The organism is Streptomyces sp. NPDC048441, assembly GCF_043200235.1.
GTDB lineage: Bacteria > Actinomycetota > Actinomycetes > Streptomycetales > Streptomycetaceae > Streptomyces.
Genome location: NZ_JBICXM010000002.1, coordinates 409795 through 426322, shown reverse-complemented (window position 1 = coordinate 426322; position 16528 = coordinate 409795). Strand labels below are relative to the sequence as shown.

14 protein-coding genes are annotated in these 16528 nt (G+C 69.5%); 8 read left to right on the top strand and 6 right to left on the bottom strand.

Features of this window, described 5'->3' with window-relative positions; all coding sequences use genetic code 11:
• The first annotated feature begins 58 nt into the window (after positions 1–58).
• Together hydA and ACGFSB_RS06160 are read left to right on the top strand one after the other, a co-directional pair.
• The gene (gene hydA / locus ACGFSB_RS06165) at positions 59–1453 is read left to right on the top strand and encodes a dihydropyrimidinase (protein WP_393394799.1); all 1395 of its coding nucleotides are present in this window, start codon (positions 59–61) and stop codon (positions 1451–1453) included.
• Positions 1454–1468: 15 nt separating this feature from the next.
• Positions 1469–2488: a TIGR03842 family LLM class F420-dependent oxidoreductase gene (locus tag ACGFSB_RS06160; RefSeq protein WP_393394796.1), complete on the top strand. Its 1020-nt coding sequence runs from the start codon at positions 1469–1471 to the stop codon at positions 2486–2488.
• Here ACGFSB_RS06160 and ACGFSB_RS06155 read toward each other — a convergent pair.
• The gene (locus tag ACGFSB_RS06155; RefSeq protein WP_393394793.1) at positions 2466–4859 is read right to left on the bottom strand and encodes a UvrD-helicase domain-containing protein; all 2394 of its coding nucleotides are present in this window, start codon (positions 4857–4859) and stop codon (positions 2466–2468) included. The two genes, ACGFSB_RS06160 and ACGFSB_RS06155, sit on opposite strands and share 23 nt — an antisense overlap.
• A gap of 216 nt (positions 4860–5075) precedes the next feature.
• A complete protein-coding gene (locus ACGFSB_RS06150) occupies positions 5076–5750 on the bottom strand; it encodes an O-methyltransferase (protein ID WP_393394790.1) in 675 nt (224 codons plus the stop codon).
• Positions 5751–5820: 70 nt separating this feature from the next.
• Here ACGFSB_RS06150 and ACGFSB_RS06145 point away from each other — a divergent pair, with 70 nt between their 5' ends.
• The 3 genes from ACGFSB_RS06145 to ACGFSB_RS06135 all read left to right on the top strand — a co-directional run bounded on the left by ACGFSB_RS06145 (position 5821) and on the right by ACGFSB_RS06135 (position 7707).
• Positions 5821–6495, top strand: coding sequence for a TetR/AcrR family transcriptional regulator (locus tag ACGFSB_RS06145; RefSeq protein WP_393394787.1), 675 nt, complete (start codon positions 5821–5823; stop codon positions 6493–6495).
• Positions 6492–6863 carry a hypothetical protein gene (locus tag ACGFSB_RS06140; RefSeq protein ID WP_393394784.1) on the top strand — a complete coding sequence of 124 codons (372 nt, stop codon included), beginning with the start codon at positions 6492–6494 and terminating at the stop codon, positions 6861–6863. Before ACGFSB_RS06145 ends, ACGFSB_RS06140 begins: the two co-directional genes overlap by 4 nt.
• A gap of 157 nt (positions 6864–7020) precedes the next feature.
• Entirely contained in the window at positions 7021–7707 is a 687-nt protein-coding gene (locus ACGFSB_RS06135) for a DUF4232 domain-containing protein (RefSeq protein WP_393394781.1), read from the top strand.
• On the opposite strand, the gene ACGFSB_RS06130 is transcribed toward ACGFSB_RS06135, so the two are convergent.
• Positions 7673–8764: a biotin/lipoate A/B protein ligase family protein gene (locus tag ACGFSB_RS06130; RefSeq protein WP_393394778.1), complete on the bottom strand. Its 1092-nt coding sequence runs from the start codon at positions 8762–8764 to the stop codon at positions 7673–7675. The genes ACGFSB_RS06135 and ACGFSB_RS06130 overlap by 35 nt on opposite strands.
• Positions 8765–8917: 153 nt before the next feature.
• On the opposite strand from ACGFSB_RS06130, the gene ACGFSB_RS06125 reads away from it, so the two are divergent.
• Together ACGFSB_RS06125 and ACGFSB_RS06120 are read left to right on the top strand one after the other, a co-directional pair.
• Positions 8918–10381, top strand: a complete 1464-nt coding sequence (locus tag ACGFSB_RS06125; protein WP_393395783.1) for a basic amino acid/polyamine antiporter — start codon at positions 8918–8920, stop codon at positions 10379–10381.
• Positions 10382–10469: 88 nt separating this feature from the next.
• Positions 10470–11729 carry an arginine deiminase gene (locus ACGFSB_RS06120; RefSeq protein ID WP_393394775.1) on the top strand — a complete coding sequence of 420 codons (1260 nt, stop codon included), beginning with the start codon at positions 10470–10472 and terminating at the stop codon, positions 11727–11729.
• Between the two features lie 19 nt (positions 11730–11748).
• Here the strand turns inward: ACGFSB_RS06120 and ACGFSB_RS06115 are convergent, their stop codons facing one another.
• The 3 genes from ACGFSB_RS06115 to ACGFSB_RS06105 form a co-directional block, all read right to left on the bottom strand.
• The gene (locus ACGFSB_RS06115) at positions 11749–12414 is read right to left on the bottom strand and encodes a hypothetical protein (protein ID WP_393394772.1); all 666 of its coding nucleotides are present in this window, start codon (positions 12412–12414) and stop codon (positions 11749–11751) included.
• 53 nt (positions 12415–12467) lie between these two features.
• Positions 12468–13562 carry a chemotaxis protein gene (locus ACGFSB_RS06110; protein ID WP_393394769.1) on the bottom strand — a complete coding sequence of 365 codons (1095 nt, stop codon included), beginning with the start codon at positions 13560–13562 and terminating at the stop codon, positions 12468–12470.
• 145 nt (positions 13563–13707) lie between these two features.
• Positions 13708–14466, bottom strand: coding sequence for a CPBP family intramembrane glutamic endopeptidase (locus tag ACGFSB_RS06105; RefSeq protein ID WP_393394766.1), 759 nt, complete (start codon positions 14464–14466; stop codon positions 13708–13710).
• Positions 14467–14639: 173 nt separating this feature from the next.
• Between ACGFSB_RS06105 and ACGFSB_RS06100 the strand changes: the two genes are divergently transcribed.
• The gene (locus ACGFSB_RS06100) at positions 14640–16484 is read left to right on the top strand and encodes an alpha/beta hydrolase (RefSeq protein ID WP_393394764.1); all 1845 of its coding nucleotides are present in this window, start codon (positions 14640–14642) and stop codon (positions 16482–16484) included.
• Positions 16485–16528 lie beyond the last annotated feature (44 nt).

Sequence of the window (16528 nt, the reverse complement as noted above, 5' to 3'; positions counted from 1 at the left end):
TGATCAATTCAGGTTCCCGCGCGCACGAACGTACGAGCATGAAAGGGAGCGTCCCATCATGAGTACCCGCACCCTGATCCGCGGCGGTCTCGTCATCACCGCCGCCGAAGAGATTCACGCCGATGTACTGATCGAGGACGGCCGGATCGCGGCCCTGGCGTCCACAGGGACCCAGGAGTGGACCGCGGACCGTGTCATCGACGCGGCCGACAAGTACGTGATTCCGGGCGGAGTCGACGCGCATACGCACATGGAGCTGCCGTTCGGCGGCACCTTCGCCTCCGACTCCTTCGAGACCGGCACCCGCGCCGCCGCCTGGGGCGGCACGACCACCGTCGTCGACTTCGCTGTGCAGAGCCAGGGGCAGTCCCTGCGCGCGGGCCTGGACGCCTGGTACGCGAAGGCGGACGGGAAGTGCGCGATCGACTACGCCTTCCACATGATCATGTCCGACGTGAACGAGCGATCGCTGAAGGAGATGGACCTCCTGGTGGAGGAGGGCATCACCAGCTTCAAGCTCTTCATGGCGTATCCGGGCGTCTTCTACAGCGACGACGGCCAGATCCTGCGCGCCATGCAGCGCTCGTCGGCGAACGGCGGGCTGATCATGATGCACGCCGAGAACGGCATCGCGATCGATGTCCTGGTGGAGCAGGCTCTCGCGCGCGGCGAGACGGATCCGCGCCATCACGGCGAGGTGCGCAAGGTGCTCCTGGAGGCGGAGGCCACCCACCGCGCGATCCAGCTGGCACGGGTCGCGGGGGCTCCGCTCTACGTCGTGCACGTGTCAGCGGAGGAGGCTCTCGCCGAGCTGGCCACCGCGCGGGACAAGGGACTTCCGGTGTTCGGGGAGACCTGCCCGCAGTATCTCTTCCTCTCCACGGACAACCTCGCCGAGCCCGGCTTCGAAGGCTCCAAGTACGTCTGCTCGACGCCTCTGCGGCCACGCGAGCACCAGGCCGCGCTCTGGCGGGGGCTGCGTACGAACGACCTCCAGGTGGTGTCGACCGACCATTGCCCGTTCTGTTTCGTGGGCCAGAAAGAGCTGGGCCGCGGCGATTTCTCCAAGATCCCGAACGGTCTGCCGGGTGTCGAGAACCGCATGGATCTCCTCCATCAGGCCGTCGTCGACGGGCACATCAGCCGCCGTCGCTGGATCGAGATCGCCTGCGCGAGCCCGGCGCGGATGTTCGGCCTGTACGGCAAGAAGGGCACGATCGCGCCGGGCGCGGACGCGGACGTGGTCATCTACGACCCGGCGGCCGAGCAGGTCATGTCGGCGGACACGCATCACATGAACGTGGACTACTCCGCGTACGAGGGCAAGCACGTCACCGGTCAGGTGGAGACGGTCCTTTCCCGGGGTGAAGTGGTCATCGACCAGCGGAAGTTCACCGGACGCGCAGGACACGGCTCGTACGTCCCGCGCGGTATCACGCAGTACCTCGGCTAGGAGAGGCGACGCACCATGGACTTCGGACTCGTCCTGCAGACCGACCCGCCGGCCGCGCAGGTCATCAGCCTCATGAAGCGCGCCGAGCGCAACGGATTCCGCTACGGCTGGACCTTCGACTCGGCCGTGCTGTGGCAGGAGCCCTTCGTCATCTACAGCCAGATCCTGGCGAACACGGAGCGCCTGATCGTCGGCCCGATGGTCACCAACCCGGGCACACGCACGTGGGAGGTGACGGCGTCCACGTTCGCGACCCTGAATGACATGTACGGCAACCGTACGGTGTGCGGGATCGGGCGCGGCGACAGTGCGATGCGGGTGGCGGGCCGCCCGCCGAACACCCTCGCGCGGATCAGCGCCGCGATGAAGGTCATCCGGGCGCTGGCCTCGGGCCAGGAGGCGGACCTGGGCGGCACCACGGTCCGCTTCCCGTGGATCAAGCCGGATGCCCAACTCCCGGTGTGGATGGCTGCGTACGGCCCCAAGGCGTTGAAGATGGCGGGCGAGGAGGCCGACGGCTTCATCCTCCAGCTGGCCGACCCGTACCTGACGGCGTCGATGGTGAGGGCGGTCCGCGACGCGGCAGCGGCGGCGGGCCGCGACCCGGCCTCGGTGACGATCTGCGTGGCGGCCCCCGCCTACCTCACTGAGGACGACTCACCGGCCGCCCTGGCCCACGCCCGTGAACAGTGCCGCTGGTTCGGCGGCATGGTCGGCAACCACGTGGCCGACCTCGTGTCCAAGTACGGCGAACACTCGGATCTGGTCCCCGAGGCCCTGACCGAGTACATCAAGGCACGCGAGGGCTACGACTACTCCCACCACGGCCGCACCGACAACCCCGACACGGCCTTCGTCCCCGACGACATCGTGGACCGCTTCTGCATCATCGGGACGGCGGAGCAACACATCGCGAAACTGCGTGAGTTGAAGGACCTGGGCGTCGATCAGTTCGCGGTCTACGACATGCACGACGCGCGGGAGGAGGTCATCGACGGGTATGGGGCGACGGTCATCCCTGCCCTGCGGGACTGACTGTCTGGAGGTGCTGGCGGAAGGCGGCACGGAGGTCGGGCAGGGTGAGTGTGGAGCCGAGCAGCTTGAGGAAGTCGGTGGCGCGCCAGGTGATGAGGCCGCCCTGGCGGGACAGGTAGAGGCCGACCTGGTTGATACCGAGGGCGTCGTCGTAGTCGAGCAGGAGGTAACCGGCGAGCTGGTGGATCTCGTCGCGGCCCAGTTTGCGGGGGTTCTTGGCGGCCTTGCAGTCGAGGAGCAGGCCGTCGAGGACGAAGTCGGCGTCGGCGCCGCCGATGTCGGCACTGCCGGTGAAGACCGGTCCGCAGATTTTGACGGCGGTGGGAAGGGCGCGGAAGGGGGCCAGCGGTTCCGCGGAGAGGTGTAGCTGGAGCTTGATGTCGTCGAGGACGTAGGCGGGCACCGCGGCGGTGAGGTCGGCGAGTCGAGTGTCGGGGGTGGCGTCGGCGAACATGCTGTAGCGGCGGATTTCGCCGGTGCGCATGATGTCCTCGAAGAATCCGGCGACGAAGCACAGCCGGATGATCTCGTCCTCGGGCAGGAAGCCGGGGGTGGCGATATGGGTGTCGATGGTCTTGAGGAGTTCGCGGCCTGCTTCGTGGAGGGCGGAGCGGGCCCCGCTCGGTTCGCCGCGCAGGGGGACGTCGGTGCCGAGGGTGAGGACGCCGTGGGTGACGGCGAGGCCGAGGTCGCTGCCGAAGGAGAGTCGCAGACGGTGGTCGATGGCGTGGCCGAGCGCGGACCAATTGGGGTAGCGGACATCGACGGGCTGGACGGGGTGGGGGAGTGAGGTGATCCGGCTGACGTAGTCGCGTACGACGTTCTGGCTGAGCGGGAGGTGCTCGGACATGAATTGGGAGATCGGTGAAGAGTCGTACCGCAACTGGCCGGTCAGGCTGAGGTTGATCATCTCGCGCGGGGTGGGGACGAGATCGGCTCGGGCGGCGGCGTGTTCGTACTCATCGACCCAGGCGACGCCATCGAGGTCGAGGGACTGGCGGGCCCGGCTGACGGCGACGTAGACGAGGCGGGCCTCGGCGGTGCTGAGTGGGTTCTGTACGCCGTCGTCGTTCACGGAGGGGGCGTTGAAACCCCCGGCGATGCGTACGCTCGCCCATTCCCGGCCTTTGGCCTTGTGCGCGGTGGAGACCATGACCTGGGCGTGGTCCTCGTCGGAGAGCCGGTTGACCGCCTGCTCGATCTTGTCCGGCCCGTGGGCGTCGATGAGCTGGACGATCGCCCGCAGGTCCTGGCCGGCGGTGTCGTGCTCGACGTAGTCCTGCACCTCGCCCCAGTCGGAGAACAGGAACAGCTCGCGATGGCTGGTGCGCCGTCCCGTCTGCAGCTCGCGTGCGGCCTTCGCGATCCCGAGGAGCGCGTTGCCGCCGCCGGCGAGTGCGACCGGAACGCCTGCTTCGAGGAAGGCGAGGACCTCCTGCATCGCGTCGCCGTTGCCCCGGCACAGCACCGCGTCCGGTTGGGACAGCTTCTCCACCCGGCCGGCGTCGGGGCTGCAGCCGGTCAGTTGCATCTCGGAGTCGGCGTGATGGAGCCACCGGTTGGCGACGTGCGCGATCTTCGGGCCGAAGCGGAAGGACCGGGTCAGGTGGAGCTGCTCGGCGGGGAAGCCCGTCATCACGTCGCGGGCACTGCGCCATCCGTAGATCTGCTGGGCGGGGTCGCCGACGCAGATGCGCTGGGCGTTCTGCGCGAGGAACACCTCTTCCAGGACCGGGTTGGTGTCCTGGGCCTCGTCCAGGAGGACGAAGTCGGCTGCGAGGACGGGGCGGCCGAGAGCCCACAGTTTCATGTAGTGGTCGTGCTCGAAGCGGAGCTTGCCCGTGGGTGAACAGACATCGTCCCAGGCCTGCTGGGCGTAGCGAAGGAGATGGCGGGCGACGTACTCCTGCCCCGCGGAGTCGAGACCGTTGATCCACTCGGCGTGGCGGGCCATGACCTGCTGGTCGGTGGAGTAGCAGAACTTGCGGACCATCCCGGCCACCAGGCGGGCCTGGTGGTTGACGGTGATGCGCTGGGAGCCGATTTCCAGGTTCCGGGTGATACCGAGGAGCCGGGCGGTTTCCCGAGCGGGGATGCGTGCCGAGGCGTTCAACCGGGCCTGGTAGTCACGTCCGACCGCGCGGAACGCCAGCGAGTGTGCCGTCCGGCACTCCACGTTCCGTCCGAACTTCCGCGCGGCCTCGTCAGCGATGGATTTGTTGAACGCCACGTACAGGCCCCGCTTCGGAGTGGCGGCTCCCATCAGGGTCAGGGTGGAGGTTTTGCCCGTCCCCGCCCCCGCGACCAAGGCGAGATCCCTGCCGGCGACGAAGACGTCACGGGCGGCCTGCTGCTCTGCTGTCGGCTCCATGGCCATGGCCCCTCCTCGGGAAGCACGGCGTCCCCAGCCGCGGCAGGAAGCGTTCCGCATGTGGTGACTGATCGTCAAAGGCAATGAAAGTTGGGGGGCGAGTGTGCTAGGGCCTGTGATGTCGTGATTATTCGGCGGTCTTGGGCAGGTCGTCCGCCAGGTTCCGCCTCCACGAAGAAGGCGATACCCCACAACTGATCACGACGTCACGCAGGTCTAGAGACGGCAGCTGATCTCCATTCCGTCCTCCACGGGGAACGTGACGCTCTGGTAGCCGTTCCGGGGGTCGCGGACGTAGCCGAGGTAGGGCGCGAGGTCCTCCAGGTCGACGTCGTCGGCGACGACGAGGGTGCCGGGCGCGAGGCGTGGTTCGAGGAGTCGCAGGACGGGCAGGCACAGGTCCTTCCAGCCGTCGAGGAGGACGAAGTCCGCGGAGCCGGCGACTGCGGCGAGGGTCTCGCGGGCATCTCCTTCGAGGACGGTGATCAGGTCGTCAAGACCCGTCTCGGTGAACGTCCGGCGGGCGGCGGTGGCCTTGGCGGTGCTCAGTTCCGTGCTGATCACCCGCCCCGTCCCGTTGTCGCGCACCGCGGCGGCGAGATGGAGCGTGGAGATGCCGAAGGACGTGCCGAACTCGACGACGGTGGCGGGGCGGGTGGCCCGAATCAGGTTGTAGAGGAGGCGGCCGCCCTGGGCGGAAATGGGCATGTACACCTCCGCGTTGGCGTCGGCCTGCTCCTGCGGGCCGAGGGGCGCGGCCCCCTGGGGCCGCTCCGCCCGGACCCGCCTGCTGGTCGTCTCGTCCTGCTCGGCATGACGGAACATCCGGTCGAGGGCGGAGGCGACGCGGGGGTCTTCGAGGGTGTTGGTGGGGGTGCTGGTGGATGTCATGAACCTAGGCTAGACGCACCGTTGCGTAGTGTCTAGCGATTCTGGCCTACTCTGGCCCCAGGAGGCAGACATGGAACGAGGAAGTACGGCCGCCGCGGCGGCCGGGCCGGAACCGGCGGCGCGCCATCACGGCAACAGGCACGGCCGCAGCGAACAGGCCCGGCAGGCAGTGCTGGAGGCGGCCGACGACCTCTTGGTCGAGAAGGGCTTCACCGGCGTCACCATCGAGGGCATCGCCGCTCGGGCGGGCGTCGCCAAGCAGACCGTCTACCGCTGGTGGAAGACCAAGACGGACGTCCTCCTGGACGCCTTTCTCCAGGACGCGGCCGAAGCCCTGACCTCGCCGGACCACGGCGACCTGGCCCCGGACCTGCGCGCCCACCTGCGCCAACTGGCCCTGTTCCTCACCCGGTCCGACGCGGGCGCCGTCTTCAAGGCCCTCATCGGGCACGCCCAGCACGATCCCGCGTTCGCCGCCGCCCTGCGGTCCGGGTACCTCGACGAACAGCGCCGACGCGACCGACTCCCGCTGGAACGCGCGGTGGAACGCGGCCAGCTCGCTGCCGGACTCGACATGGCGGCGGAGATCGACCAACTCGTGGGACCGGTCTACCACCGCGCCCTGGTGACCGCGGAACCCGTCGACCAGGCCTTCACCGACCGCCTTGTCGAGGCGTTCCTGTGCCGCGCGGGTGTAGCGGATGTAGCGGACGTGTCCGACGCAGGGGAGATGGGGAGCAGATGACTCTGAAGGCAGGCCAGCGGGTGGTGCTGGCAGCGGACACCCGGCTGACCGATTCGGCGGAGGTGTCGGGGGTGGTCGTCGGGTTCCTGTCCCTGGCGGCGGGCACCGGCGGGACCGTCGAGCAGGTGGTCGGCCACCAGGACGAGAGCGACGACGTGCGCGAGTACGAGCGGCTCAAGTCACTGCTCGACGCCTTCGGGCGCGAGATGCCCACGGAGAGCAGGATGCAGCTCGAAGAGAAGGTCGGCTCTCTGGAACCCGCGTGGACCGCCTTCCAGGAACGGGCGCCTCGCGTGAGCGTGCGGGTCCGCTTCGACAACGGGTTCATCCTCGACGGGGCCCACGAGGACGTCTTCGTCCCTGCCTGAAGGTACGACTGCCCGCCCGGTCTCCACGCTGCACAGGGGTTCACCGCCACCGGGAAACGGAGAAGCGGGCCGTCGCCATAAGGGGCAACTCACGCCATGGCATGATCTCCGCGTGACCGTCATACCGTTCAGAACCGTCATACCGTCCAGAAGTGTCATGCCGTTCAGACGCGTCGCCGTCCTCTCGGCCGTGGTCCTGCTCGCCACCGGATGCGGGCTTTCGGAGGAGCTGGAGCGAGAGCGGGATCCCGGGCGTACGGCCCCTGTTGAGGATCCTGAGACTCCTGAGACTCCTGAGGCTGCTGAGAGCGGTCGGGGCGGTGCTGGTTCGGTCGGTGCGACCGCGCCATCGCCCTCCGCCTGCCCCGCCTCAGGCGTCCTCATCCGGTCGGGCATGGTCGAGGCCGCCATGGGGCTTCGCGCGATGAGGGTCACCCTGACCAACTGCGGCGAGCGCGCCTACCGCCTGAACGGGTATCCGAAGCTCCGGGTCCTCGATGAGCATCGCGCACCCCTCGACGTACAGATCCTCGAAGGGCCGCAGCCCGTCACTCAGCTGGACGACCCCGGCCCGCATCCCGTCGCGCTGAAGCCCGGCGAGGCCGCTCATACGTCGCTCGTCTGGCGCAACACCGTCACCGACACGACGACGACCGCCGTCAGCGGCACCTATCTGGAGGTCACCCCGGCTCGGGGCGCCCGCCCGGGGACCGTGACCCCGGAGGGCCGGATCGACCTCGGCAACACCGGCCGCATCGGCACCACCGCCTGGCAGAAGACCCCGGCGGACGACGCGAGCGCGGCCCGGCCTACGGCACCCGTGCCGTCCACTCCGGTGCGCTGAACTTCGTCCGGGCGAGCTCCCGCGCCCTGGCCATCTCCTCGTCCGTGGCCTTGCCCGCCGTCAGGCCGTAGCGCGTGCGGAAGGAGTCGAGCATCCGCTCCATGACGGCCTCGCGGGGCAGGCCCGTCTGGCGGCGCAGCGGGTCCACCCGCTTCTTCGCGCTCCTCGTACCCTTGTCCGAGAGCTTCTCGCGCCCGATGCGGAGCACATCGACCATCTTCTCCGCGTCGATGTCGTACGACATGGTCACGTGGTGCAGCACGGCCCCGTGCCCGCCCGCGACCCGCTTCTGGGCGGCGCCCGCGACCTTCCCGGCATCGGTGGCGATGTCGTTCAGCGGCTGGTACCAGGCCTTGATGCCCATGTCGCCGAGGGCGCCGAGCACCCAGTCGTCCAGATAGGCGTAGCTGTCGGCGAAGGACAGGCCCCGCACGAGGGAGTCCGGGACCGAGAGTGAGTACGTGATGGCGTTGCCCGGCTCGCAGAACATGGCGCCGCCGCCGCTGATCCGGCGCACCACCTGGACGCCGTGCCGCTCGGCGCCCTCCTGGTCCACTTCGTTGCGCAGCGACTGGAAGCTGCCGATGACGACCGCCGGGGACGCCCACTCCCACACGCGCAGGGTCGGCGGGCGGCGCCCAGCGGCGACCTCCTCGGTGAGCACCTCGTCCAGGGCCATGAGCAGGGCAGGGGACTGCGGGGCCTCGTGGATCAGCTGCCAGTCGTAGTCGGTCCAGTCCGTGGCGTGCGCGAGGGCCCGGCGCACCGCGACGCCCACGCCCTCCGAGGTGAGCCCGTACATCACCGTGCCCTCGGGGAGTGCCGCGTCGATGCGGGCGGCGAGACCGGCCGCGTCGGTGTCGGCGGGGGCGCCCTCCAGGGCGTGGCTCAGGGCGTCGAACGCCTCGTCAGGTTCGAGGAAGAAGTCCCCTGCCACCCGGACGCGCCGCAGCACTGTGTCCGTGGCGTCCCCGGCAGCCCCGACGTCCTCGGCGGCCTCGACGTCCAGGTCCACGACGACGAGCTTGCCGCCCGGGACCTTGTACTCACCGTGCACTGTGCTTCCTCCGGGCCTGGCCGCGCCGCCTCACGAACACCGGGCGGCCTGAATTTTCATATCAGGACAACTCGTCCCACTAGGGATAGATTCCCGCACAGGGTGGTCCGTCGACCCTCGACGCGAGCCCTGATGGGAGCTGACGAGGAATCCATGGCCCATGCCGAGACGACCGACCAAGCCGCCACAGGCCCCTCACCGGCAGCCAAACTGACCCTCACGACACTGACGATGATGGTCGTCGGCTCCATGGTCGGCGCGGGCGTGTTCTCGCTGCCCCGCCGGTTCGCCGAGGAGACGGGTGTCGCGGGTGCGCTGATCGCCTGGGCGATCGCCGGTACGGGCATGTTGATGCTCGCCTTCGTCTTCCAGGCCCTCGCCGTGCGCAGGCCGGACCTGGACGCCGGTGTCTACGCCTACGCGAAGGCCGGGTTCGGCGAATACCTCGGCTTCTTCTCCGCCTTCGGGTACTGGGCGAGCGCGTGCGTCGGCAACGTCACCTACTGGGTGCTCATCATGTCGACCGTCGGCGCCATCTGGCCGAGCCTCGGCGACGGCGACACCCTCATCGCCGTCGTCCTCTCCTCGTGCGGCCTGTGGGCGTTCTTCCTGCTGATCCGCCGCGGGGTCAAGGAAGCCGCGGCGATCAACAGGATCGTGACCGTCGCCAAGATCGTGCCCATTCTCGTCTTCGTGATCCTGGCGCTCTTCTTCTTCGAACCGTCCGTGTTCGCGGACAACTTCGGCGGCGCGGACTACGCGGGATCACTGTTCAACCAGGTGCGCGGCACCATGCTGGCCACCGTCTTCGTCTTCCTCGGGGTCGAGGGCGCGAGCGTCTATTCGCGGCACGCCAAGCGCCGTGAGGACGTCGGCCGGGCCACGATCCTCGGCTTCCTCAGCGTCTTCGCCGTCTTCGCCTCCGTCACCATCGTCTCGTACGGCATCATGCCGATGGCCGAGATCGCCGAGCTGCGCCAGCCCTCCATGGCGGGAGTCCTCGAGGAGGCCGTCGGCACCTGGGGCAAGGTCTTCGTCAGCGTCGGACTCATCGTCTCCGTCCTCGGCGCCTATCTCGCCTGGACCCTGATGGCGGCCGAGGTGCTCTTCGTCGCCGCGAAGGACGACGACATGCCCCGCTTCCTGGGGCGGGCCACCTCCGCGGACGTGCCGGTCCCCGCGCTTCTGATGACCACGGCGCTGAGCCAGGTCGTCCTCGTCGTCACGATGTTCTCCGACGACGCGTTCAACTTCGCGCTCGACCTGACCAGCGCGCTGAGCCTCATCCCGTTCCTGCTCGCGGCCGGTTTCGCCGTCAAGATCGCCCTGGGGTACGGCCGTCAGGACGTGCCCGTCGCCGGGCGGAGCACCCGCAAGGAACTGGTGATCGCGGTGATCGCCACGCTGTACATGGCGTTCCTGCTGTACGCCGCCGGGCTCAAGTTCGTCCTGGTCTCCTTCATCCTCTACGCCCCCGCGACGCTCCTGTTCATCAAGGCCAGGCGGGAACAGAACCGGCGTCTGTTCTCTCCCCGCGAGGCCGTCATCTGCGCCGTCTCGATCGCGGGTGCTGTCGTGGGCGTGATCGCCCTGGCGGTGGGCTGGATCCACCTCTGAGCAGCGCCCGACCCTCAGTTCCCCCAGTTGCCACCGACTCCCAGTTGCCACCGACCTCTAGTTGCCACCGACCGAAAGGCGCAACGCGATGATCACCGACACACCTGCCGAGTCGGCCTTCGGCGTCCACTCCGAGGTGGGAAGGCTGCGCAAGGTCCTGGTCTGCGCGCCCGGTCTCGCGCACCGCAGGCTGACCCCCACCAACGCCGACGACCTGCTTTTCGACGACGTCATGTGGGTGGAGAACGCCCAGCGCGACCACGCGGACTTCGTCATCAAGCTGCAGCAGCGCGGGGTCGAGGTCGTCGAGCTGCACGACCTGCTCGCCCAGACCATGGCGATCCCCGAGGCGAAGACCTGGCTCCTCGAAAGGAAGATCACCGCGAACGAGGTCGGGCTCGGGCTCATCGACGGCACCCGCGCCTTCCTGGAGACGCTCGAACCGCGACAGCTCGCCGAATACCTCATCGGCGGTCTTGCCACCGCGGATCTGCCGGACGAGTTCCGCACCGGCTACGTCGCGCTCGTCCGTGAATCCACCGGCGTACGCGAATACTTGATGCCGCCGCTGCCCAACACGCTCTACACCCGCGACACGACGTGCTGGCTGTACGGAGGCGTCACGCTCAACCCCCTCTACTGGCCCGCCCGGCACGACGAGACGCTCCTGATGAAGGCCGTCTACCAGTTCCACCCCGACTTCACCGGCGCCACGGTGTGGTGGGGCGATCCCGAACTCGACTGGGGCCAGGCGACGTTCGAGGGCGGCGACATCATGCCGGTCGGCAACGGCGTCGTACTGATGGGGATGAGCGAGCGCACCTCGCGGCAGGCCATCACGCAGGTGGCATCCGCGCTGTTCAAGAACGGCGCGGCCGAGCGGGTCATCGTCGCCGGTATGCCCAAGCTGCGGGCCGCTATGCACCTCGACACCGTCTTCACCTTCGCCGACCGCGACATCGTCACGCTCTACCCGAAGATCATGGACGCCGTGCACTCCTTCACGCTGCGCCCCGGTGACGAGGCGGGCGCCGTCGACATCACCGATGAGGGCTCGCGTGCGTTCGTCGATGTCGTCGCCAAGTCACTCGAACTGCCCGAGCTGCGCGTGATCGAGACCGGCGGGGACGTCTACGCCTCCGAGCGGCAGCAGTGGGACAGCGGCAACAACGCCGTCGCCCTGGAGCCCGGTGTGGTCTTCACCTACGACCGCAACACCCAGACCAACACGCTGCTGCGCAAGGCGGGCGTCGAGGTCATCACCATCGTCGGCGCCGAACTCGGCCGCGGTCGCGGCGGCGGGCACTGCATGACGTGCCCGCTCATCCGCGACGCCGTGGACTTCTGAGCCGTTCCCTGAGGGCGGCTCAGTAGCGCTGGGCCTTGACCAGCCTCGCGGAGAGCTTCGGCTCCGGGGGCTCGTGGCTGATGGCGTAGCGCTGGGCCCGCTTGCCGGGTTCGAGGTCCTCCGTACCGACGTAGCGGGTCTCCACGGTCTTGCCGGAGGAGTCGCGGAAGTCGACCTGCACGGCGTAAGAGGCCTTCTTGTCGGTGCTGTTGGTGAAGGTCACCACGGAGGCGAGCACGCCGCCGGTATCGGAGCGCGGCTTGCCCGTCATGGAGACGTCGGACATCGCGTTGCCCTGCCCGGCGACGTCCTTCAACGCGCCCTTGGCGGCCTGGTTGGCCCGCTCCGTATCCGCGGAGACCGACGCCTCGAACTCGTCCGCGCGCTGGGACGCGGAGGCCTCGGCCTTCGAAGCCGATGCGTGGGCGGACTCGGCGGCCTCCGACGCCCGCGACTTCAGCGGCGACGCGGTCTTCTCCGAGAACGACGACGAATCGGGGGCGGTCGGCCGCTTGCTGACCGTCCGGCTGCTCTCACTGGAAGCGCCGTCGCTGTCGGTGCTGCACGAGACAAGAGCGGCGGCGCTCGTGAGGGTGGCGGCCAGCGCGAGGGCGGCGGACACCGCTGTCCTGGGGCGCCGCCGCGTCCTGCGGGGCGGCATGGGGTTCAGCGGCCTGGGGTTCATTCGGGTGCGGTCCTTTCACTGCTGACTGGTGGTTGTCCGTGCCGGGGCCGACGTCAGTACCGCAGGGCGCAGGCGATCCGGCCCCGGTCGGTGAGCGTTCCTTCGGGTACGAAGTGGACCTGTGCGCCGGTGTCCAGGGCCCGCTCGACGATGTCGTCCACGATGTCGTCCACCGCGTCGAGATCGTCGGCATCGGTCGGCACCAGATGGCCGCCGTCGTCGCGCACGGTCGCCCGGTAGGTGTCCTCCACGGCGAGGAGACGGACCCGGTCGGTCGTCACGTTCTGCCAGACCTCGTCGAGGCCCGCGGCGTACTGGCGCCGGCCCTGCGCCGCGTCCAACTCATGGAGTGCGGAGTCGAGTTCGGTCTTGTCCTGAGCGGCGAGGAAGGGGCGTACCGCCTGCCACACCGCCTCCGCCGGGCCGTGCGCGAGACCGCCGTGCGGCATCCGCGCGGCCTCCTTGATGACCGTGCCGGCGCCGTCGAGGAGGGACAGCGCCGCGGCCTCCCCTGCCACGAACAGGGGGCGCGGATGGGAGTGGATCACACTGGCCGTGGCCAGGTCCGCCTCGCGCAGGAACTTGCGGGTCTGCTCGTCGCGGAAGGTGCTCGGCAGATCGCCGATCCGCTCCTGGCGCTCGGCGTCCGGGTCCGCCAGGCTCCGGGTCAGCGGGAATCCGTTCGCCTTGTGCTCGGTGACCCGCTCCGCTGTGCCGCTCCACAGCGAGACGCGGTCGGCCGAGACGGCGAGGACCCAGTACGGACGCTCGGCGGCCTGGGCCGCGACGACGTTGCGCGTCAGGAAGGTGTCCGAGAGCACCACGCGCGACGGCACCGTCCTGGCGAGCGACCAGACCTGGTGCTCCCCGGGGGCGGCGAAGACGGCGAGCCCGTCCTCGGCGTGCACCAGGTCGATCCCGGCCACCGCCCGGTCGAGCTGCGCGGCCACGTCGATCCGCTGCTCCCTGGCCACCGCGGGGTCGGCCTGGAGCCGGTCCTTGGCCTCCGCGACGAGATTGCGCAGGCGCACGGGATCCTGGGCGTTGTCCGGCTCTCTGCGGTGCGTCGGCAGCAGGACCGTGACGGCGGGGTAGGGGCGCGGCTGACGCAGCCCGGCAAGTGCGGCCGGGGTGAGGGAGGGGTGCATGGGGTGACCCTTTCGGGGCGGGGCGGCGGATGAGGGGCCTCAGAGGAGGGCACTCGAGGGGCATTGCGCCATGAAATGCACCTTATGCCGGTTCTGTAGTGGTGGCATTTCCCCGGGCGGCTTACCTCGGTCGCCGGCGGGAGCCTCACCTCAGCAGGAAGCCGAAGACGTACCCGAGAGCGTTCGTGGCCCAGTGCAGGCCCATGGGGGCGAGCAGACTTCCGCTGCGGCGGCGCAGTTCGCAGAAGAGACAGCCCGAAAGGGCGGTGAAGAGAACGGCCCCGGCATCGACGACGATCACGCCGAGGACGGAGTGCCCGAAGGTGCCGCCGAGTGCGGGCTTGGCGTCGGCGAGGCCAAGGGACGGCAGGATGTGCCAGAGCCCGAAGAGGCCGGACGAGAAGAGGGTCGCGGTGAGCGGCCCCCGGGAGCGCAGGACAAGCCCGAACAGGACGCCGCGGAAGGCCACCTCCTCCAGCAGTACCGTGCCGAAAGGGACGGTGACCAGTACCCGCAGGGCGACCTCGCCGCCGCTCAGACCGCTCTGCCGCTGATCCTCGAAAAGACCGCGGGTGACCGGCAGTGCGGCCGCGATCGCGTATCCCGCGGCGACGATGCCGACCAGGGCGAGCGCCCACGCCAGGCCCCGCCCGAGGGTTCCGCGCGCGAGGCCCACGTCGGCCCAGCGCCCGCCGGACCAGTACACGATCGCGAGCAGCACCGCCGTGGCGAGGAGGGAGAGGGGGAGGTTCCAGTCCTGTGCCCACCGGTTGTTCGCGAGGTTGCTGAGCACGAGGACGGCGACGGCCGCGGTGACGGCGATGGCTGTGGCGACCGGACGCCGCAGGCGTCGCAGGCGCCGCGGAGGCCGCGATGGCCGCGAGGAGAGGCGTCGGACATGCACGAGTTCAGGGTGCGGTCGCCTCGTGCACGCGGCGACCGGAAGGGTTGCGGTCTTGTCCAGCGCGCGCCCCTTCCAGCGCGCGCCTCTTCCGGCGCGGGCTGTTCCAGCGCGGATCGACGCAGAGCACCAGACCGCTTACGTGTGGTTTGCGAGGTATGGGTGGCTGGGTGAGCATGAGGTGGCAGTGCCCCGCGCGCCCCCGTCCGGCGATATCCGTCACCGGACGGCCGCGCCGGATCGCGGAGCTGAGGCGGTTGGCGAAGAGCATTCCCCGGCGAGCGGACGCCTGGCACGGGCTCGTGCGGCGCGTCGCCGCGATCGTCAGGAAGCCGTACGCGGAACGCCCCGACCGCAGCTACCTCGTCAGACGGTGGCCGGACCTCACGGCAGCCTGCTTCGGCACCGTGTTCTTCTGGCTGTCCCTCACTCCCTCCCTGGTGCCGCGCCCCTGGCTGCTGCAAGGCGTCGTCGGGGGGATCACGGCGGCCATCGGCTACGGAGTCGGCTCGGTCCTGAGCACCCTGTGGCGCGCCCTTTTCCGGTGGCGGCCGAGCGAGCGGACACGGGCCCACCTCTGGCAGGCGTACTGGGTCCTCGGTCTCGTCCTCAGCGTCTGGCTGATCACCCTGAGCGCCCACTCGCAGCGCCGCCTGCGCGAACTCCAGGGGCTCGAGCCGTCGCTCACCTGGCACACGCCGGTCATCATGCTGGTCGCCGCCCTGCTCTGGGCTCTGTTCCTGTTCGTGGCCCGTGGCATCCGCCTGGGGTCGCGCACGTTGATCAACGCCCTGCACCGGTTCGTACCGCTGCCCGTCGCCATCGGCCTAGGCCTCGCGCTGAGCGCGCTGATCGTCACGATCGGGCTGCGCGACGTCGTCTTCCAGCGCGGCGTCATCGACCTCGCCGACCGCATCGCGTACGCGACGAACGGCGGCACAAGGGAAGGCATCCACCAGCCGACCTCCCCGCTGGTCTCCGGCGGCCCCGGCTCTCGCATCCACTGGCAGGACCTCGGATTCCAGGGCCGCAACTTCGCGGGTTCCACACCGACCGGGCAGGAGATCACCGCGTACACGGGCAGGCCCGCGAAGGACCCCGTCCGCGTCTACGTCAGTGCGTCGGCGCCTGAGGTCTTCAGCAGCGCCGACCCGTTCGCGGCCAAGGCCCGTCTCGCCGTCGACGAGCTGGAGCGGACCGGTGCCTTCGACCGTGATGTGCTCGCCATCGCGGGGACCACCGGAACCGGCTGGGTCAACGCCGACATCGTCGAGCCGCTCGAGTACATGCACGACGGCAACACCGCCGTCGTCGCCGTCCAGTACTCCTACCTCCCCAGCTGGGTCTCCTTCCTGGTCGACAAAGAGCGCGCCGCACAGGCCACCCGGCAGCTCGTCCAAGCGGTTCTCGCCAAGTGGTCCGCCCTGCCTGAGAACGACCGGCCCAAGCTCGTCGTGACCGGGGAGAGCCTCGGCGGATTCGCGATCGAGTCGTCGTTCGACGGCGTGGACGACCTCCTGTCCCGCACGGACGGAGCGCTGATCGTCGGCACCCCCAACTTCGCCCCGATGTCCCAGGAGATCCGCGATCACCGGGACGCCGGAAGCCCCGTGTGGCGGCCGCTGTACGACGGCGGCAGGAACGTGCGGTTCGCGCAGTTCCCCGAGCGGGACCTGAAGCGGCCGAAGGCGACCTGGGGCCATCCTCGGGCCGTCTATCTGCAGAACGCGTCCGACCCGGTCGTCTGGTGGTCCACCGACCTGTTCCTGCACCGCCCGCAGTGGCTCGACGAGCCGCTCGGCCCGGACATCACCCCGGCCATCGGGTGGTTCCCGATCATCACCTTCTGGCAGACCTCGGTCGACATGGCGGTGTCGTACGGCGTCGAGGCGCCGCACGGCCACCGGTACGGGACGGGCCCGGTGGACGGGTGGGCGGCGATCGTCCCCCGGGAGGGCTGGACGGCAGGGGACACCGAGCGGCTGCGGCAGCACATCGAGGAGCGGGAAGCGCCCTACTGAGGCGGGTACCGCACCCCGGACGGGGCTACGTGGGATTCATCTCG